Here is a 19,803-nt window from a genome sequence, read left to right on the forward strand (position 1 = left end):
ACTGACACGATTCTATGAAAAAGTCGCCACATCGCCAAAACAAGGTCATAGACATGTCGACGACGCCGCCCGGCACGCTGTTGAATCGCGAACTGGGCATTCTGGAATTCAACACGCGCGTACTCGCGCAAGCCGCCGACCCGAATGTACCGCTGCTGGAAAGGCTGAAGTTCATCTGCATCGTATCCAGCAACCTGGATGAGTTCTTCGAAATCCGCATGGCCGGGCTCAAGGAACAGATGCGCGACAACGCATCGGGCCTGACGCCCGACGGCCTCTCGTTCCAGCAGACCTACCAGCTTGTCACAGAGCGCACGCAGCGGCTCGTGGCCTCGCAGTATGACATGCTGCAGAACGTGATTTTCCCGGCGTTGGAAAAAGAAGGCGTATTCTTTCACCTGACCGGCACCTGGAGCGACGGCCAGCGCGAATGGGCGCGCGATTTCTTCGTGCGCGAGCTCGGCCCGGTGCTGACGCCGATTGCGCTGGACCCCGCACATCCGTTTCCGCGCGTCCTCAACAAGAGCCTGAATTTTGTGATCGAACTCTCGGGCAAGGATGCATTCGGCCGCGAGGCGGACCTGGCGATCGTGCAGGCGCCGCGCGCGCTGCCGCGGGTGGTCCGCATGCCCGAGGAACTGTCCGGTTATCCCTACGGCTTCGTGATGCTGTCGTCGTTCATGCAGGCCTTCGTGCATGAACTGTTCCCCGCCATCCAGGTGCAAGGCTGCTACCAGTTCCGCGTGACGCGCAATTCGGACCTGTTCGTCTCGGAAGACGACATCACCGATCTGCGCGAAGCGCTGCAGGGCGAGCTGCCGACGCGGCATTTCGGCGACATGGTGCGACTCGAGGTGTCGTCCGACACGCCGCCGGCTCTGGCGCGCCGGCTGCTGCTGGAATCGGGCTTGACTGAGCACGATCTATACCGCGTCAGCGGTCCGGTGAATCTGGTGCGCCTGATGCAGATTCCCGATCTGGTGGACCGCCCCACCCTCAAGTACCCGCCGCATGTGCCAGCCGTGGTCAAGGCATTCCCGCCGGGTAGCAACATGTTCGACGTGATCCGCCAGCGCGACGTGCTGCTGCATCACCCGTACGAGAGCTTTGCATCGGTGCTCGACCTGCTGCAGGCGGCCGCCAACGATCCGAACGTGGTGGCGATCAAGCAGACCGTGTACCGCACCGGCAACGAATCGGCGGTGATGGAAGCGCTGATGACGGCCGCCCGCAACGGCAAGGAAGTGACGGTAGTGGTGGAGCTGTTGGCGCGCTTCGACGAGGAAACCAACATCAACTGGGCCGAACGCCTGGAATCGGCGGGCGCGCATGTGGTGTACGGCGTGGTCGGCCACAAGTGCCACGCCAAGATGCTGCTGATCGTGCGGCGCGAGGCGGCCGGGCCGAAGGTCAAGCAGGCGATCCTGCGCCGCTACGCGCATCTGGGCACCGGCAACTATCATCCGCGCACCGCGCGCCTGTACACGGACTTCGGCCTGCTGACGTCCAACGAGAAGGTTTGCGAGGACGTGCATCACGTGTTCCAGCTGCTCACCGGGACGGCGGGCACGATCCGGCTGAACCATCTGTGGCAGTCGCCGTTCACGATGCACAGCAATCTGGTCGAGCATATCCGCGCCGAGGCGCGCAACGCGCGGGCCGGCAAGCGTGCACGCATCATCGCCAAGATGAACGCGCTGCTGGAACCGACGATCATCGACGAGTTGTACAAGGCGTCGCGCGCCGGCGTGAAGATCGACCTGATCGTGCGCGGCGTCTGCGCGCTGCGCGCGGGCGTGCCGGGGCTGTCGGAAAACATCTCGGTACGCTCGATCGTCGGACGCTTTCTCGAACACCATCGCGTGTATTACTTCCGCGCCGATGGCGACGACGTGCTCTATCTTTCCAGCGCCGACTGGATGGACCGCAATCTCTTCCGGCGCGTGGAAGTCGCGTTCCCGATTCTCGACCGCAATCTCAAGGCGCGCGTGATCAAGGAAGGTCTTCAGGTCCATCTGCGTGACAACGCCTCGGCCTGGGTCATGGAGCCGAACGGCGAATACGTGCGCAAGCCGTCGCGAGCCAAGGTGCAGCGCGTGAGCCAGCAGGAACTGCTGCTGAAGTTCGGGACTTGAAGCCGCGCCGCGCACCCTGCCGCTGCGAGCCGCGTCCTGTGACGCGGCTCTTTTACTTTGGGCCGGGCGCTGAAAATAAACGGGGAAAGGGAAACAGGGAATGAGGGAAACAGGCGGCGCGCTGGCACGCCGCCGCCCGTGCATCAGGCGGCGTGGCGCGATGCGTCGGCGGGTTGAGGCAAGCGTGGCTGGGCGCCGTCGGTATCGTAACCGCTGCGATCCACAGGGAAGACGATGCGGAACGTACTGCCGCGACCCACTTCGCTTGTGACGCGCAGTTCCGCATGGTGGCGCGACAGCACGTGCTTGACGATGGCAAGACCCAGGCCCGTGCCGCCGGTATCGCGCGAGCGGCTGCGATCGACGCGATAGAACCGCTCGGTCAGGCGCGGAATATGCTCGGGCGCGATGCCCAACCCCGTATCGCTGACCGAAAACACGGAATGACCGTCGGTAAAGGTCATGCGAATCGCGATGCGGCCGCCGTCGGGTGTGTAGCGCACCGCGTTGGAAACCAGATTGCCAAGCGCCGCCAGCAGTTCGTTTTCGGCGCCGCGCAGCACAACCGCCGTATCGATTTCGGCCTGGATCTCGTGACGGCCTTGCGACAGCGCCTGCGCGTCGTGCACCAGATGCGCGGCCAGCCCGGCCACGTCGACGCGCTCGTGCGACGGCGGTTGCGCATCGCTTTCGAGCTTGGCGAGCGCCAGCAGGTCTTCGACGATATGCTGCATGCGCATCGATTGCACCAACATCATGTCCAGATAACGCAGACGATCTTCCTCCGAGACCGGCAGGTCGCGCACGGTTTCGAGAAAGCCCGTCAGCACGGTCAGCGGCGTCTTCAATTCGTGCGACACATTGGCGACGAAATCGCGGCGCATCGCTTCGGTGTTCTCGAGCTTGGTGATGTCCTGCGTGAGCACGAGCTTGCGGTTTTCGCCGTAGGGCAGGATTTGCACCGACGTGATGTTGCGCTTGTGCTCGCCCATGTCGCGCATGATCAGTGGTTCGTCGTAGCGCTCGCGCGTCAGGTAGTGCACGAATTCCGGCCGGCGGATCAGATGCGTGATGCGCTGGCGCACATCGCGCCGCGCGTTCAGCCCGAAATGCTGCTCGGCCACGCCGTTGCACCATTCGATCTGGTCGGCGTCGTCGAGCATCAGCACGCCATAGGGCGACGCCTGGATCGCCTGGATGAAGCGCGTGTGCTGCTGCTCCACCTGCAGCACCTGGGTGCGCCAGCGCTTGACCAGCCGGTGCAGCCGGTAATACACCTCGCCCCACAGGCCCAGCGCGCTGGGAATTTCTCCATATGCCGGCGCGTCCAGCACGTGCCACAGCCGGTTAATCTGGAACAGGTAATAGCCAAGCAGCAGGAACAGCGAAATACAAAGGAACAGCAGGCCGGTGACCGGGCCGGCAACGGCGTACAGTCCAGCGGCGATCACCACCAGACTGACAAGGATGGCCGCGGAGCGGGCCCAGATGACGTTCATGCGAGGGGAAAAAGTTCAGACGACGGTCGCAGTGCGACGAAGTTTGCCACGAAAACGGGCATAACGCGGCCCCGGCACGATTCCATCATCGGCCGGCGCGACCCTCGCGGCACCGCTGCCGGCCGCGCCGATCAGTGGCTCGGTGCGCGCGCCAGGCGATAGCCGCTGCCGCGAACCGTTTCGATCATGTTGCTATAACCGCCAGGCGTCAGTGCGGCGCGCAGGCGCTTGATATGGACGTCGACCGTGCGCTCTTCCACGAAGACGTGATCGCCCCATACCTGGTCCAGCAATTGTGACCGGCTATGCACGCGCTCCGGATGGGTCATCAGGAAATGCAGCAGACGGAACTCGGTCGGGCCGAGATCGAGCTTGATCGGCCCGCCCTCGTCCTGGCCGGTCACGCGATGCGTGGCCGGATCCAGCCGCAGGCCGTTGATCGCCACCACGTCGTCGGTCAGTTGCGGCGCGCGGCGGCGCAGCACGGCCTTGATACGCGCGAGCAGTTCCTTGGGCGAAAACGGCTTGGTGACGTAATCGTCGGCGCCAGCCTCCAGCCCCATCACCTTGTCCTGTTCTTCGCTGCGCGCGGTCAGCATGATGATCGGGATCTGCTTGGTGCGATCGTTGGTACGCAGTTCCTTGGCGAAGGTCGCGCCCGATTTGCCCGGGAGCATCCAGTCCAGCAGCACCAGGTCGGGCAAAACATCGCTCATCAGCGACAGCGCCTGCTCGGCGTTGTAGGCGCGAATCGGATAGTGTCCCGCGTGCTGTAGATTGACGGCAATGAGTTCGGCAATCGCCGGTTCGTCTTCGACAACGAGAATACTGCTTGGCATGTATTGGTTCTCCGCTATTCAGTCCGGCGCGTTATCAGCTCAACGCTTCGCGCTCCATGTCTTCGCGTGAGGCATGACGGACGTCGGTGCCCTTCACGATGTAAATGATGAATTCTGCAATATTCTTCGCGTGATCGCCGATCCGTTCGACGGCCTTGGCAATGAACAGGAAATCCAGCGCGACCGAGATCGTACGCGGATCTTCCATCATGTACGTGATCAGCTTGCGCACGAACGCGCGGAATTCATCGTCAATCGCCTTGTCGTCCTTGACGATGCGCGCCGCGGCCACGGTATCGAGCCGTGCGAACGCGTCCAGCGCCTGGCGCAGCAGCGTGATGGCCATTTCGCCGGACAGCTTTACTTCGGCGTAATTGATGTTGTGGGCGGCCGCGTCTTCCATGATGTGCTTGGTCCGCTTGGCAACCTTTTCCGCTTCGTCGCCGGCGCGTTCGAGGTTCGTGATCGTCTTCGAGATCGCCATCACCAGGCGCAGATCGCGCGCGGTGGGCTGGCGGCGCGCGATGATGTTGCCGCAGTCCGCATCGATCTCCACTTCCAGCGCGTTGAGCTGCTGCTCGCGCGTGATGACCTGATCGGCCAGATCGGCATCGAAGTCCGCCAGCGCGCGCATGGCCAGTTCGATCTGCGATTCCACCAGGCCGCCCATCTGCAGCAGCTTGGTGTTGATCGCGTTGAGGTCGGCGTCGAACTGGGTCGACAGGTGCTTGTCAGTCATGGGTTTCTCCTGGCCGCTTTCCGTATGCTAGGCGTGGATGGTGAAGTCCTGCAATACAACTGCGCTCAACCGAAACGGCCGGTGATGTAGTCTTCGGTTTCCTTGCGATGCGGCTTGATGAAGATTTTCTCGGTCTCGCCGAACTCGATCAGCTCGCCCAGGTACATGTAGGCGGTGTAGTCCGAGCAGCGCGCCGCCTGCTGCATGTTATGCGTCACGATCACCACCGTGTACTCGTCCTTGAGTTCGGCGATCAGTTCCTCGATGCGGCCCGTCGAAATCGGGTCCAGCGCCGAGCAGGGTTCGTCCAGCAGCAGCACTTCGGGGCGAATGGCGATGCCGCGCGCGATGCACAGCCGCTGCTGCTGTCCGCCGGACAGGCCGTAGCCGGACTGATGCAGCTTGTCCTTGGCTTCGTTCCACAGCGCCGCCTTGGACAGCGCCCACTCCACACGATCGTCCATCTCCGAGCGCGACAGCTTCTCGAACAGGCGCACGCCGAAGGCGATATTGTCGTAGATCGACATCGGGAACGGCGTCGGCTTCTGGAACACCATGCCAACCTTCGCGCGCAGCAGAGAAATGTCCTGCTTGCTGGTCAGCAGGTTCTCGCCATCCATGTTGATTTCGCCCTCGGCGCGTTGCTCCGGGTACAGCGCAAACATCTTGTTGAAGGTGCGCAGCAGCGTCGACTTGCCGCAACCCGACGGGCCGATGAACGCCGTGACCTTGCGGTCCGGGATCGACATGTTGATGTTCTTCAGCGCGTGGAACTGGTTGTAGTAGAAGTTCAGGTTGCGCACGTCGATCTTGGCGCGCACGGTGTCGGGAATATCGATGACGGTAGAGGTCATGCTGATGTCTCGCTTGAATTCGTTGGTTGGCTGCAGGCGTAGCGCGCGGCGCCGGTTATTTCTTGAACAGCATGCGCGCGACGATATTCAGCGCAAGCACACCGACAGTAATCAGGAACACGCCCGCCCAGGCCAATTGCTGCCACTCCGTGAACGGGCTCATGGCGAAGCGGAAAATCGTCACCGGCAGGTTGGCCATCGGCTTGTTCAGATCGGCGCTCCAGAACTGGTTCGACAGCGCGGTGAACAGCAGCGGCGCGGTTTCGCCGGCGATACGCGCCACGGCCAGCAGCACGCCGGTCACGATGCCCGCGTACGACGACTTCACCGTGATCGACATCACCATCTTCCACTTGGGCGTGCCCAGCGCCACGGCCGCTTCGCGCAGTGCGTTGGGCACCAGGTTCAGCATGTTCTCGGTAGTACGCACCACGATTGGAATCTGCAGCAGCGCCAGCGCGCAGACGCCGGCCCAGCCCGAGAAGTGGCCCATGCGCGTGACAACCAGCGCATAGACGAACAGGCCGATCACGATCGACGGGGCCGACAGCAGGATGTCGTTGATGAAGCGGATGAAGCTGGCCAGCGGCGACGTCTTGCCATATTCGGCCAGATAGATGCCGGCGAGGATGCCCAGCGGCGTGCCGACCAGCGTGGCCACGCCCACCAGCACGAAGCTGCCGAAGATGGCATTGGCCAGGCCGCCGCCGGCCGTGTTGGGCGCCGGCGTCATCTGCGTGAACAGGTCGATGGACAGCCCGCCCACGCCCAGCGAAATGGTGGTCCAGAGAATCCACGCCAGCCAGAACAGGCCGAACGCCATCGCACCGAGCGAGGCGGTCAGCGCGATCAGGTTCATGCGGCGCCGCGAACCCTGCAGGCGCTCGCGCACTGCATCGGAATCGGGACGGACGGCGGGAATCGACGAGGTAGACACGGCTTGAGCTTGGTTCATTTGCCACCTTCATTCTTTGCCAGACGCATCAGCAGCACCTTGGACAACGCCAGCACGACGAAGGTGATGAAGAACAGGATCAGGCCCAGTTCCATCAGCGCGGCGGTGTGCAGGCCTGCGCCGGCTTCGGCGAATTCGTTGGCCAGCGCGGAGGTGATGCTGTTGCCCGGCGAAAACAGCGACGCGTTATCGAGCAGGTTGGTGTTGCCGATCACGAACGTGACCGCCATGGTTTCGCCGAGCGCGCGACCCAGGCCGAGCATGACGCCACCGATCACACCGGCACGCGTGTACGGCAGCACCACGCGCCACATCACTTCCCACGTCGTGCAGCCGATGCCGTAGGCCGATTCCTTGAGCAACACGGGCGTGACTTCGAATACGTCGCGCATCACCGAAGCGATGTACGGAATGATCATGATCGCCAGGATCACGCCTGCGCACAGCAGGCCGATGCCGAGCGGCGCGCCCTGGAACAGCTTGCCGATCACCGGCACTTGTCCGACCGTATTGGCCAGCGGCTTCTGGAAATATTCGCCGAAGATCGGCGAGAACACGAGCAGGCCCCACATGCCGTAGACGATCGACGGCACTGCGGCGAGCAGCTCGATGGCGGTGCCGAGCGGTCGGCGCAGCCAGGCCGGCGACAGCTCGGTAAGAAACAGGGCGATGCCGAAACTGACCGGCACGGCAATGATGAGCGCAATCAGCGAGGTGACGAGCGTGCCGTAGATCGGCACCAGCGCGCCATACACGTCGGCGGGGGGATCCCATTCCGAAGTCCACAGGAACGAGAAGCCAAACTGCTTGATCGATGGCCACGCGCTGATGGCCAGGGAGACGATGATGCCGCCCAGCAACAGCAACGTCACGATGGCGGCGCCGCGGGTCAGGCCGCCGAACAGGATGTCGCCAAGGCGGCTGGGAGGCCGGACGGCGGGAAGATCGGACGAAGTCGCCATGATGGATCAACCGGTGGGTGAATCGATGCCGCGGCGGCAAACCCGCCGCCGCGGCTGCCTGTCACGCTGTCACCCGGGGACACCCCCGGGCGCGGTGACAAAGCACGCTTCTGGGATCAGTACAGCGCCTTGCCCGAAGCGTCCTTGATGCTGCTCTTCCACGTAGCGCGGATCTGGTTCACGACCGCTTCCGGCAGCGGCACATAGTCCAGGTCCGAAGCCATCGCGCCACCGCTCTTGTAGGCCCAGTCGAAGAACTTCATGACTTCCTGGCCCTGCGCTGCCTTGTCCTGCGTCTTGTGCAGCAGGATGAAGGTGGCGCCGGCGATCGGCCATGCCGACTTGCCCGGCTGGTTGGTCAGGATCTGGTAGAACGACTTGTTCCAGTCGGCGCCGGCTGCGGCGGCCTTGAAGGCGTCGTCGCTGGGCTGCACCACTTCACCTGCCGCGTTCTTCATCGTCAGGTACGTCATCTTGTTCTGCTTGGCGTAGGCGTACTCGACGTAGCCGATCGCGCCATTCAGACGCTGCACGAAAGCGGCCACGCCTTCGTTGCCCTTGCCGCCCGTGCCGCCGCCCGGCCAGTTGACGGTGGTGCCCTCGCCTACCGAGCTCTTCCAGTCAGGGCTGACCTTCGACAGGTAGTTCGTGAAGATGAACGTGGTGCCCGAGCCATCGGCGCGACGCACCGGCAGGATGTCCTGGTTCGGCAGGTGGGCCTTCGGGTTCAGGGCCTTGATCGCGGGGTCGTCCCACTTCTTGATCTTGCCGAGGTAGATGTTGGCCAGCACTTCGCCAGTGATGGTCAGCTCGCCCGGCTTGACACCTTGCAGGTTGATCACGGGCACCACGCCGCCGATCACGGTCGGGAACTGGACCAGGTTACCCTTGGCCAGTTCGTCGTCCTTCAGCGGGGCGTCGGACGCACCGAAATCAACGGTCTTGGCGCCGATCTGCTTGATGCCGCCCGACGAACCGATGGATTGATAGTTGACCTTGTTACCCGTTGCTTTTTGGTAGGCGTCCGCCCATTTGGAATACACGGGCGCCGGGAAAGAGGCGCCAGCACCGGTAATTTCCGCCGCGAACGCAGTACTCGCCACAACAATCGATACGATGCCTGCAACGGCAGTCTTGACCAGCTTCATATGTCCTCCAGAGAACATTGGTTGGGAATGACAAATTTTTGACAAGGCGAACTTTATGCTCCCTATATGACAGTTCCATGACATCGCCAAATCTTCTTCCGGCGTGATTTGAAAACACCGCTATTCGCGGCCCCGTCACAAAGTCGACTTGCTGCCGTGCTTTATTAGCCACCCCAATGCGCTATGCCGAGACTGTTGCGCCACGCCCCAATTGCTATTCGCGTGACGGTGAAATATGGCGGTTAATTGCCAAATCGAAGAAAAAAGGCCACGGCTCCTTGCCGTGGCCCTTTGATGCGCGCGGCGCCTGCGTCAGGCTGCGCGCAAGGCGTTCGCCAACGTCTGGGCGGCGCGCTCGGCGGTTTCCACCTGCTCGGCTTCTACCATCACGCGCACGACCGGCTCAGTACCCGAGGCGCGGATCAGCACGCGGCCACGGCCTTCCAGTTCCGGCTCGATCTTCTCGCGCGCGGCTTTCAGGCCGGCATGGCTTTCCCACTCAAACCCCTTCTCCACGCGCACGTTGATCAGCGTTTGCGGGAACAGGCTGACGCCTTCAAGCAGTTGCGCCAGCGTCTTGCCGCTACGGCGCAAGGCCGCCAGCACCTGCAGCGCCGACACAATGCCGTCGCCGGTGGTGTGGCGGTCCAGGCAGAGCAGATGGCCCGAACCCTCGCCGCCCAGTTGCCAGCCGCGCTTGTTGAGTTCTTCAAGCACGTAGCGATCGCCGACCTTGGCGCGCACGAATTCCACGCCTTGGCGCTTGAGCGCCAGCTCCACGGCCATGTTGGTCATCAGCGTGCCGACCGCGCCCTCCACCTTCTGGCCGGCGGCCAGGCGGTCGCGCACGATCAGGTACAGCAGCTCGTCACCGTTGTAGAGCCGGCCACTGGCGTCCACCACCTGCAGGCGATCCGCGTCGCCGTCGAACGCCAGGCCCAGATCGGCGCGATGCGCGCGCACCGCTTCCACCAGTTTTTCCGGCGCCGTTGCACCGTAGCCGGCGTTAATATTGCGGCCGTCCGGCTGGTTGCCGATTGGGATCACCTCGGCGCCCAGCTCGTGGAATACGTGCGGCGCGATGTGGTACGCCGCGCCATGCGCGCAATCGACCACGATGCGCAGGGCATGCAGGTCCTGCTCGTACGGGAACGTGCTCTTGCAGAATTCGATATATCGCCCGGCCGCATCCTCCATACGCTTGGCACGGCCCAGATCCTCGGAACGCACGCAGGTCATCGGCTCCTCGACCAACGCCTCGATCCGGGCTTCGACTTCGTCGGGCAGCTTGTCGCCCGACGCCGAGAAGAACTTGATGCCGTTGTCGTAATACGGATTGTGGCTGGCCGAAATCACCACGCCGGCCGCCAGGCGCAGCGCGCGTGTCAGATAGGCGATGGCGGGCGTTGGCAACGGGCCGGTCATCCGCACGTTGACACCCGCCGCCGTGAAGCCGGCTTCCAGCGCCGCTTCCAGCATGTAGCCGGAAATTCGCGTGTCCTTGCCGATCAGCACGGTCGGCTTGCCCTGCGCGGTTTTCTGTCCCAGCGCGAGCACCTTGCCCGCGGCATAGCCCAGGCGCATCACAAAGTCCGGCGTGATCGGTACTTCGCCAACCCGACCTCGCACGCCGTCCGTCCCAAAATACTTGCGTGTCATTTCATTCTCCCTGTTGCCCCGACGAGGCAACCGATTCATGGCGAATCGCCCACCAGACCTTGAGGGCGTCCACGGTTTGTTCTACGTCGTGCACGCGCACGACAAATGCGCCACGTTCTGCGGCGCAGACTGCCGCCGCGACGCTTGCCGCCACGCGCGCCTGCGGCGGCTTGCCGCCCACGATGGCGCCAAGCGTCGATTTGCGCGACAGGCCGGCAAGGATCGGCAGCCCATCGACAGCGAGCCTGGGCATTTGCCCGAGCAGGCGCAGATTATGATCCGGAGTCTTGCCAAACCCAAAGCCCGGATCAAGCAGGATGCGCGATTCGTCCACGCCCGCCGCACGCAGGGTTGACACGCGCTCGCCCAGAAATGACGCGACTTCGGCCACGACGTCGGCGTATTTGGGGTCTTCCTGCATGGTTTGCGGGTCGCGCTGCATGTGCATGACGCACAGCCCAGCCTGCCCCGCCGCGACGGCCTCGACCGCCCCCGGCATGCGCAAACCCCAGATATCGTTGATCAGATCCGCTCCGCCCGCCAGCGCAGCCCGCATGACCTCGGGCTTGTAGGTGTCGATCGACAACGGTCTGCCGCAGCCTGCCAACGCCTCGACGATCGGCATCACGCGATCGAGTTCCTGATCGAGCGGCAACGCCGCGGAACCCGGCCGGCTCGACTCGCCGCCGATGTCGATGATGTCGACGCCTTCGGCGATCATCTGCTCGGCATGGCGCAACGCCGCGTCGCGCGAAGCATGCTGGCCGCCATCCGAAAAAGAATCGGGCGTCACGTTGAGGATGCCCATCACCAGCGGGCGTCGATTGCGGGCGAACCGGAAACGTCCGCATTGAAAAAACTCGGTTGGCAAGTTCGATGTCCTGAAAAACAAAAAGCCGGTGCACTCGGGCACCGGCTTTGGAGGCTATCAGAATCCGCCGCGCTTGAAACCGTTACAAACGGTCTGTTACGTCGCGGACCCCGAGCGATTACACCGTGTCGTCGATCCGCGCCGTGGCCGGCGCGTTGGTCGGCGCCACCGGGGACCCGCCCGACGGCGTGCTGCCGCCACCGCTCGGGCCCTGCAGGCCACGCGGCGGGCGCGGCGGCTTGCCGGCCATGATGTCGTTGATCTGCTCGGCGTCGATCGTTTCCCATTCCATCAGCGCGTTGGTCATCGCTTCGACCTTGTCGCGATTCTCTTCGAGCAGGCGCTTGGCCAGCGCGTATTGCTCGTCGATGATGCGACGGATCTCGGCGTCGACCTTTTGCTGCGTGGCTTCGGACACGGTCTTCGACGAGAGCTTGCCGAACATGCCGTCCTGCTCTGTATCGACGTAGACCATCGCGCCCAGCGAATCGCTCATGCCGAAGCGCGTGACCATGTCGCGGGCAATCTTGGTGGCGCGCTCGAAATCGTTCGACGCGCCGGTGCTCATGGCGTTGAGGAACACCTCTTCCGCAGCGCGGCCACCGAACAGGATCGCGATTTCCTCGAGCATGTTGTCCTTGTATTTCGAGTACTTGTCATGCTCGGGCAACTGCCAGGTCACGCCCAGCGCCCAGCCGCGCGGCATGATCGTGACCTTGTGGACCGGATCGGCCTTCGGCAACAGCTTGGCTACCACCGCATGGCCCGATTCGTGATAAGCCGTCGCCTTGCGCTCTTCCTCGCGCATGACGGTCGACTTGCGCTCCGGACCCATGTAGATCTTGTCCTTGGCGTCCTCGAAATCCTGCATGTCAACCACGCGCTTGCTGCGGCGGGCGGCAAACAGCGCGGCTTCGTTGACCAGGTTGGCCAGGTCGGCGCCCGAGAAGCCCGGCGTGCCGCGCGCGATCACCGAAGCGTCGACGTCGTTGCCAATCGGCACCTTGCGCATATGCACCTTCAGGATCTGCTCGCGGCCGCGGATGTCCGGCAGGCCCACGTAGACCTGGCGGTCGAAACGGCCCGGACGCAGCAGCGCCTTGTCCAGCACGTCGGCCCGGTTGGTCGCGGCAATCACGATCACGCCCGAGTTGGCCTCGAAACCGTCCATCTCGACCAGCATCTGGTTCAGCGTCTGCTCGCGCTCGTCGTTGCCGCCGCCCATGCCGGCGCCACGATGGCGGCCGACCGCGTCGATTTCGTCGATGAACACGATGCAAGGCGCCTGCTTCTTGGCGTTCTCGAACATGTCGCGCACGCGGGCCGCGCCCACGCCGACAAACATTTCAACGAAGTCCGAACCCGAGATGCTGAAGAAAGGCACCTTGGCTTCGCCGGCGATGGCGCGCGCGAGCAGCGTCTTGCCGGTGCCCGGAGGGCCAACCAGCAGCACGCCGCGCGGAATGCGTCCGCCCAGCTTCTGAAATTTCTGAGGATCCTTGAGGAAGTCGACCAGCTCGACCACTTCCTCCTTGGATTCGTCGCAACCCGCCACGTCGGCGAAGGTCACAGCGTTCTGGTTTTCGTCGATCAGCCGCGCACGGGATTTGCCGAAGGAGAAGGCGCCGCCTTTTCCACCGCCCTGCATCTGCCGCATCATGTAGAACCAGAACACGATGATCAGCAACGTCGGTCCGAGGTAGTACAACGCCTGCACCAGCACGTTGGGCTCGTCGTCGGCCTTGCCGGTCACCTGGACGCCGTACTTCATCAGATCGCCGACCATCCAGATGTCGCCCGGCGAAATGATGGTGTACTTCGACCCTTCCTTGGGCGACACCACGAGGTTGCGGCCTTGCACGTCGACACGCGACACCTTGCCGTTCTTGGCGTCATCCATGAACTGCGAATAGGTGACCCCATCCTGGGCGCGCGGTTTGTCGAACTGCTTGAAGACGGTGAACAATACCAGCGCGATTACGAGCCAGATTGCCGCCTTTTGAAACAGGTTGTTATTCAAGGCCGAACTCCTTTGCAATTGCCTTGCCAACGGATAACTGCATTGCATTGTAATGCAGTGCCCGCCCCCGCAGGGAAATCTGAAACTATGGGACTGATAGTGCCCGAGCCGGCGGGTTCCGGGCAAGTCGGGCCTGGATCGCCGCAAAAAGCCAAAAAATCCGTCCCGGAGGCACTTGACGCGTACTGCCGACCTCTTGTCAGTCCACTGACTTCAAGTAACGCCCAAGAATGAAGGTTTCTGAAGACTTGTCGCGCGACGCCTTGGGCTTGCGGCTGGCGACCACCTTGAACTGACGTTTGAACTTCTCCACGATCTGGCTGTAGCCGGAGCCGTGGAAACACTTTACCAGCAGCGACCCCTCCGGTTTCAGGTGAGCCTGGGCAAATTCGAGCGCCAGATCGCACAAATATTCGATCCGCGCCGCATCGGCCGACGCCACACCGGACAAATTGGGGGCCATATCGGAGATAACAAGATCGATTCTCGATCCTCCGGAGGCTTCCAGCACAACCCCTTCCAGCTCCCGGAACACTGCTTCGTCACGGAAATCGCCCTGGATGAACGTCACGTCGGCCACCGGCTCCATCGGCAGGATGTCGATGGCGATCACCGCTCCGTCGATCTTGCCGTCCTGGGCGCGCGGCGACGCCGCCAGCCGGTTGCGCGCGTACTGGCTCCAGCTGCCCGGCGCCGCGCCCAGGTCGACGATGACCTGGCCCGGCTGGATCAGCTTGTCCTGGTCGTCGATCTCCTTGAGCTTGTACGCCGCGCGCGCCCGGTAGCCCTCGCGCTGTGCCATCTTCACGTACGGATCGTTGATGTGGTCGTGCAGCCACGACTGGTTGAACTTGTTCTTGCCCTTGGCCATGAATGAGATTTACCTCTTTGCGGGAGCCCTTGCGTCACCTGCGGTGATCGCATCGCGGCTTTTTCTCCCGATCTTGGTGATCTTTGCCGCCTGCCGGCGACATTTTGGCGGATAATACGCGCCAATCCGATATTTGCGTTCCCAATGCCCGCCCTACAACTCGTTCCCGCACAACGCTCCGATTTGCGCTCCCGCGCGCACGGCCTCAATCCCGTGGTCATGATCGGCGCGGAAGGCCTGACCCGCTCGGTCCTGGCCGAAATCGACCGCAGCCTGGCGGCCCACGACCTGATCAAGATCCGCGTGTTCGGTGACGAACGCGATACGCGCATTGCCATCTACGAATCGATCTGCGACGAACTCGACGCCGCACCGATCCAGCACATCGGCAAGCTGCTGGTGATCTGGCGCCCGGGTCCGGCGCGCCTGGAAGAAAACCAGCCCGAAGACCTCGGCCCGGGCCGTCGCCGTCTTGGCACCGGCACTGCGCCACGCACGGTCACGGTGCGCAAGCCTACCGGCTCCAGCCAGCGCCGTCCGAAAAGCACCCAGGTCCGCGTGCTCGGCAACGAGCGGGTCACCCAGGGCGGCAACGTCAAGCGCGCTCGCGCACGGCCGTCCAGCCAGAAGAAGAAGGCATTGGGTTGATTCCCGGCCGGCTAGCCGGTTCCCGTGGATCATGAAAAAGGCGGCCATGGCCGCCTTTTCTTATGCGGGCGTCACTCTCCGGCGCTGCGCGGCGCACTGGCACGCCAGACCAGCACCAGCGCCAGCAGGCTCTGCGCCAGATAAAAGACGCTGGACACGCCGTGCAGCATGCCGAACTGGCTCTTGTACGGCGATTCGGACACGCCCAGGTTCATCGCCTGCGCCTTGACCTTGAGCCCCTCCATGAACGGCTGCACGCCAAAATAGCCCGCCAGCACGCACACCAGCATGCTCAGGACGATCCAGCGCAATGCGCGATAACGCGCGGCGCCGCGGCGGATCAGCACGTTGCACAGCACCAGCTGCAGCACGCCGATCGTCACACCCAGCATGGCCTCATAGCGGAACAGATGGCCCGCCACCATGCCCGCCGCCTCGCGGCTCGGCAATACGGCAAACAGCGTGGGCGCCACCATGTAGCCCACCGTCCACAGGCTGCCGGCCCAAACCACTGTCAGCAGCAGGAAAATGCGATGGGGCAGCGGCGGCAGGTTCGAGTAGGAAGACGAAAACACGTCCGTCCCGATCAGATGTAGCGAACGGTGATGACTTCGTATTCGCGCTCGCCGCCGGGGGCCAGCACGACGGCCACATCGCCTTCGAACTTGCCGATCAGGGCGCGCGCGATCGGCGAGCTGACCGAGATCTTGCCGCTGTCCAGGTCCGCCTCGTCGTCGCCCACGATCTGGTAGCTCACGGGCTTGCCCGATTCCAGGTCTTCCAGGTCCACGGTGGCGCCGAACACGATGCGGCCATCGGTGTCGAGCTGGGTCGGGTCGATGATCTGCGCGGCCGACAGCTTGGCTTCCACTTCCTGGATACGGCCTTCGATAAAGGCCTGCTTTTCCTTGGCAGCGTCGTATTCGGCGTTTTCCGACAGGTCGCCCTGGGCGCGCGCCTCGGAGATCGCGTTGATCACCGCGGGACGTTCGACGGCCTTGAGGCGCTGCAGTTCTTCCTTCAGGAGCTCCGCGCCACGCTTGGTAATCGGAATGGTGCTCATTGTCTCGTTCAACAAAAAAATCAGCCGCAGCGGAGCTGGAGCCATGCCCCGGCAAACCTTGCCGGACGGCACTTCCGCTCAACCGCGGCTTTCAGATGGGACTCCACGGCACATCGGCCCGGGGAGTCGGCGAATTCGACGTAGTGTAGGCCAGAACCGCCGCCGGTTTCAACCCGGCGGCGGCGCCACGCCCCGGTGCGACTGTGCGCACCGCAGCATGGCGATCGGCCTTCAGGCCAGTTGCTTGTGCAGGCCCTGCAGGTCGTAGACCTCCAGGCTCTGCATGTGCTTGAGGCCTTCCACCGCAGCATTGGCGCCGGCGATGGTGGTGTAGTACGGCACACGGTTGGCCAGCGCGGCGATACGGATCGAGCGCGAATCGGCAATCGCCGTGCGCGTCTCGTCGACTGTCGTGAAGACCAGGGCCAGCTCGCCGTTCTTGATCATGTCCACGATATGCGGGCGGCCATCCTTGACCTTGTTCACCACGCGGACCGGAATGCCGGCCGCCTCGATGGCCGATGCCGTGCCGCGCGTGGCGACGATCGGATAGCCCAGGTCGTGCAGCATGCGGGCCACCGTCACGGCGCGCGGCTTGTCGCTGTCCTTCACCGTGATCAGCACCGTGCCCTTTTCGGGCAGGCGCGAACCGGCTGCCAGCTGGCTCTTGAACAACGCCTCGCCGAACACCTTGCCCACGCCCATCACTTCGCCGGTCGAGCGCATTTCAGGTCCGAGGACCGGATCGACGCCCGGGAACTTGTTGAACGGGAACACGGCTTCCTTGACGCTGAAGTACGGCGGCACCACTTCCGCGCCAATGCCCTGCGAATCGAGCGACTGGCCGGCCATGCAGCGCGCGGCGATCTTGGCCAGCGACAGGCCGGTGGCCTTCGACACGTACGGCACGGTACGCGAGGCGCGCGGATTGACTTCCAGCACGTACACCACGTCCTCGCCGTCCTTCTGCTGGATGGCGAACTGCACGTTCATCAGGCCGATCACGTTCAGCGCCTTTGCCATCGCGGCGGTCTGGCGCTTCAGTTCGTCAACGGTGGCCTGCGACAGCGAGTACGGCGGCAGCGAGCACGCCGAATCGCCCGAGTGCACGCCAGCCTGCTCGATGTGCTCCATCACGCCGCCGATAAACACGCGCTGACCGTCGCACAGGGCATCGACGTCGCATTCGATCGCGTCGTTCAGGAAGCGGTCGAGCAGCACCGGCGAATCGTTGGACACCTTCACGGCCTCGCGCATGTAGCGTTCGAGATCGCGCGGCTCATGCACGATTTCCATGGCGCGTCCGCCCAGCACGTACGACGGGCGCACCACCAGCGGATAACCGATTTCCTCGGCCAGGCGCAGCGCCTCGTCCTCGGCGCGCGCGGTGCGGTTGGGCGGCTGGCGCAGACCCAGGTCCTGCAGCAGCTTCTGGAAGCGCTCGCGGTCTTCCGCGGCGTCGATCATGTCGGGGCTGGTGCCGATGATCGGCACGCCGTTGGCTTCCAGGTCCAGCGCCAGCTTCAGCGGCGTCTGGCCGCCGTACTGGACGATCACGCCGACTGGCTTTTCCTTGTCGACGATTTCCAGCACGTCTTCCAGCGTCAGCGGCTCGAAGTACAGGCGGTCCGAGGTGTCGTAGTCGGTCGATACGGTTTCCGGGTTGCAGTTGACCATGATGGTCTCGTACCCGTCTTCGCGCAGCGCCAGCGCGGCGTGCACGCAGCAGTAGTCGAACTCGATGCCCTGGCCGATCCGGTTCGGACCGCCGCCCAGCACCATGATCTTGCGGTTGCCGGTCGGCTGCGCCTCGCATTCGCCATGCTCGGCCTCATAGGTGCCGTACATGTACGCGGTGTTGGTGGCGAATTCCGCCGCGCAGGTGTCCACGCGCTTGTAGACCGGGCGCACGTTTTGCGCCACGCGCGCCTCGCGCACAGCCTTGGCGCTGGTCTTGAGCAGCTTGGCCAGACGGCGGTCCGAAAAGCCCTTCTGCTTGAGCAGGCGCAGCTCGGCGGCCGACAGGCTGTCCAGCGTGCGGTTGCGCACCAGCCCTTCGGTCTTCACGATGTCTTCGATCTGGGCCAGGAACCACGGATCGATGGCTGTCTCGGCATGTACTTCTTCCAGCGACATGCCAAGGCGGAACGCATCGCCGACGAACCAGATGCGGTCCGGACCGGCTTCGCCGATTTCCTCGACCACTTCGTCGCGGTCGGTCGACTTCTCGTCCAGGCCATCCACGCCGACTTCCAGGCCGCGCAGCGCCTTCTGGAACGACTCCTGGAACGTGCGGCCCATCGCCATCACCTCGCCGACGGACTTCATCTGCGTGGTCAGGTGGCTGTCGGCCTGCGGGAACTTCTCGAACGCGAAACGCGGCACCTTGGTGACCACGTAGTCGATCGACGGCTCGAACGACGCCGGGGTCTGGCCGCCGGTGATTTCGTTCTTGAGTTCGTCCAGCGTGTAGCCCACGGCCAGCTTGGCCGCAACCTTGGCGATCGGGAAACCCGTGGCCTTGGAAGCCAGGGCCGACGAACGCGACACGCGCGGGTTCATTTCGATCACGATCATGCGGCCATCGGCCGGATTGATCGAGAACTGCACGTTCGAGCCGCCGGTGTCGACGCCGATTTCGCGCAGCACGGCCAGCGATGCGTTACGCAGGATCTGATATTCCTTGTCGGTCAGCGTCTGCGCCGGCGCCACGGTGATCGAATCGCCCGTGTGAATGCCCATCGGGTCGAGGTTTTCGATCGAGCAGATGATGATGCAGTTGTCCGCGCGGTCGCGAACGACTTCCATCTCGTATTCCTTCCAGCCGAGCAGCGACTCTTCGATCAGCAGTTCGCGCGTCGGCGACAGGTCCAGGCCGCGCTTGCAGATCTCTTCGAATTCCTCGCGGTTGTAGGCGATGCCGCCGCCGGTGCCGCCCAGCGTGAACGACGGGCGGATCACGATCGGATAGCCGGTACCGCCGGTTTCCTGGGCAATGCGCGACTGCACGGCCACCGCTTCATCCATCGAGTGGGCGATGCCGGACTTGGCCGAACCGAGACCGATCTTGGTCATCGCGTCCTTGAACTTCTGGCGGTCCTCGGCCTTGTCGATCGCCTCGGGCGACGCGCCGATCAGTTCCACCTTGTACTTGTCCAGCACGCCGTGGCGATGCAGGTCCAGCGCGCAATTCAGCGCCGTCTGGCCGCCCATCGTCGGCAGGATCGCGTCCGGGCGTTCCTTTTCGATGATGCGCTCGACCACTTCCCAGGTGATCGGCTCGATATAGGTCACGTCGGCCGTGTTCGGGTCCGTCATGATGGTCGCCGGGTTCGAGTTGACCAGGATGACCTTGAAGCCCTCCTCGCGCAGCGCCTTGCAGGCCTGCGCGCCGGAGTAGTCGAATTCGCACGCCTGGCCGATGATGATCGGGCCCGCGCCGATGATGAGGATGCTCTTGATGTCTGTGCGTTTTGGCATTGCACGCTCTCTTTGTTGGCCGGCGCGCGTGTTCCCGCGCGCCGTACCGGATATCAGGTT

General features: G+C 63.6%; 16 protein-coding genes. 2 read left to right on the forward strand and 14 right to left on the reverse strand.

Annotated features, from left to right (window positions below; all coding sequences use genetic code 11):
* Nucleotides 1–14: 14 nt before the first annotated feature.
* Nucleotides 15–2,135, forward strand: coding sequence for a polyphosphate kinase 1 (gene ppk1, locus F7R19_RS14425; RefSeq protein ID WP_084004201.1), 2,121 nt, complete (start codon nt 15–17; stop codon nt 2,133–2,135).
* 143 nt (nt 2,136–2,278) lie between these two features.
* Here ppk1 and phoR read toward each other — a convergent pair whose 3' ends face one another.
* The 11 genes from phoR to F7R19_RS14480 all read right to left on the reverse strand — a co-directional run bounded on the left by phoR (nt 2,279) and on the right by F7R19_RS14480 (nt 14,552).
* Nucleotides 2,279–3,634 carry a phosphate regulon sensor histidine kinase PhoR gene (gene phoR / locus F7R19_RS14430; RefSeq protein ID WP_150981070.1) on the reverse strand — a complete coding sequence of 452 codons (1,356 nt, stop codon included), beginning with the start codon at nt 3,632–3,634 and terminating at the stop codon, nt 2,279–2,281.
* A gap of 131 nt (nt 3,635–3,765) precedes the next feature.
* Nucleotides 3,766–4,473 carry a phosphate regulon transcriptional regulator PhoB gene (gene phoB / locus F7R19_RS14435; protein ID WP_061959261.1) on the reverse strand — a complete coding sequence of 236 codons (708 nt, stop codon included), beginning with the start codon at nt 4,471–4,473 and terminating at the stop codon, nt 3,766–3,768.
* Between the two features lie 34 nt (nt 4,474–4,507).
* Nucleotides 4,508–5,212 carry a phosphate signaling complex protein PhoU gene (gene phoU, locus F7R19_RS14440; RefSeq protein ID WP_061959260.1) on the reverse strand — a complete coding sequence of 235 codons (705 nt, stop codon included), beginning with the start codon at nt 5,210–5,212 and terminating at the stop codon, nt 4,508–4,510.
* A gap of 65 nt (nt 5,213–5,277) precedes the next feature.
* The gene (gene pstB, locus F7R19_RS14445) at nt 5,278–6,066 is read right to left on the reverse strand and encodes a phosphate ABC transporter ATP-binding protein PstB (RefSeq protein WP_061959259.1); all 789 of its coding nucleotides are present in this window, start codon (nt 6,064–6,066) and stop codon (nt 5,278–5,280) included.
* 55 nt (nt 6,067–6,121) lie between these two features.
* A complete protein-coding gene (gene pstA, locus F7R19_RS14450; protein WP_061959258.1) occupies nt 6,122–7,021 on the reverse strand; it encodes a phosphate ABC transporter permease PstA in 900 nt (299 codons plus the stop codon).
* Nucleotides 7,018–7,983, reverse strand: a complete 966-nt coding sequence (gene pstC / locus F7R19_RS14455) for a phosphate ABC transporter permease PstC (protein WP_061959257.1) — start codon at nt 7,981–7,983, stop codon at nt 7,018–7,020. The genes pstA and pstC overlap by 4 nt, the downstream gene beginning before the upstream one ends.
* 116 nt (nt 7,984–8,099) lie before the next feature.
* Entirely contained in the window at nt 8,100–9,131 is a 1,032-nt protein-coding gene (pstS, locus tag F7R19_RS14460; RefSeq protein ID WP_061959256.1) for a phosphate ABC transporter substrate-binding protein PstS, read from the reverse strand.
* Nucleotides 9,132–9,443: 312 nt separating this feature from the next.
* The gene (gene glmM, locus F7R19_RS14465) at nt 9,444–10,790 is read right to left on the reverse strand and encodes a phosphoglucosamine mutase (protein ID WP_150981071.1); all 1,347 of its coding nucleotides are present in this window, start codon (nt 10,788–10,790) and stop codon (nt 9,444–9,446) included.
* A gap of 1 nt (nt 10,791) precedes the next feature.
* Nucleotides 10,792–11,661 (reverse strand): dihydropteroate synthase, encoded by an 870-nt coding sequence (folP, locus tag F7R19_RS14470; RefSeq protein ID WP_150981072.1) that lies wholly within the window; start codon nt 11,659–11,661, stop codon nt 10,792–10,794.
* Between the two features lie 118 nt (nt 11,662–11,779).
* Nucleotides 11,780–13,681 carry an ATP-dependent zinc metalloprotease FtsH gene (gene ftsH, locus F7R19_RS14475; protein WP_150981073.1) on the reverse strand — a complete coding sequence of 634 codons (1,902 nt, stop codon included), beginning with the start codon at nt 13,679–13,681 and terminating at the stop codon, nt 11,780–11,782.
* A gap of 199 nt (nt 13,682–13,880) precedes the next feature.
* Nucleotides 13,881–14,552: an RlmE family RNA methyltransferase gene (locus F7R19_RS14480; RefSeq protein ID WP_061960255.1), complete on the reverse strand. Its 672-nt coding sequence runs from the start codon at nt 14,550–14,552 to the stop codon at nt 13,881–13,883.
* Nucleotides 14,553–14,696: 144 nt separating this feature from the next.
* Between F7R19_RS14480 and F7R19_RS14485 the strand changes: the two genes are divergently transcribed.
* Nucleotides 14,697–15,200 carry a YhbY family RNA-binding protein gene (locus tag F7R19_RS14485; protein WP_061960254.1) on the forward strand — a complete coding sequence of 168 codons (504 nt, stop codon included), beginning with the start codon at nt 14,697–14,699 and terminating at the stop codon, nt 15,198–15,200.
* Between the two features lie 71 nt (nt 15,201–15,271).
* Here F7R19_RS14485 and F7R19_RS14490 read toward each other — a convergent pair whose 3' ends face one another.
* The 3 genes from F7R19_RS14490 to carB form a co-directional block, all read right to left on the reverse strand.
* Entirely contained in the window at nt 15,272–15,775 is a 504-nt protein-coding gene (locus F7R19_RS14490) for a DUF4149 domain-containing protein (RefSeq protein WP_061960253.1), read from the reverse strand.
* 11 nt (nt 15,776–15,786) lie between these two features.
* Entirely contained in the window at nt 15,787–16,263 is a 477-nt protein-coding gene (gene greA, locus F7R19_RS14495) for a transcription elongation factor GreA (RefSeq protein ID WP_061960252.1), read from the reverse strand.
* Between the two features lie 231 nt (nt 16,264–16,494).
* Entirely contained in the window at nt 16,495–19,743 is a 3,249-nt protein-coding gene (gene carB / locus F7R19_RS14500) for a carbamoyl-phosphate synthase large subunit (protein ID WP_150981074.1), read from the reverse strand.
* Between the last annotated feature and the right edge of the window lie 60 nt (nt 19,744–19,803).

The sequence above is a fragment of the Cupriavidus pauculus genome (assembly GCF_008801835.1).
Classification (GTDB): Bacteria; Pseudomonadota; Gammaproteobacteria; order Burkholderiales; family Burkholderiaceae; genus Cupriavidus; species Cupriavidus pauculus.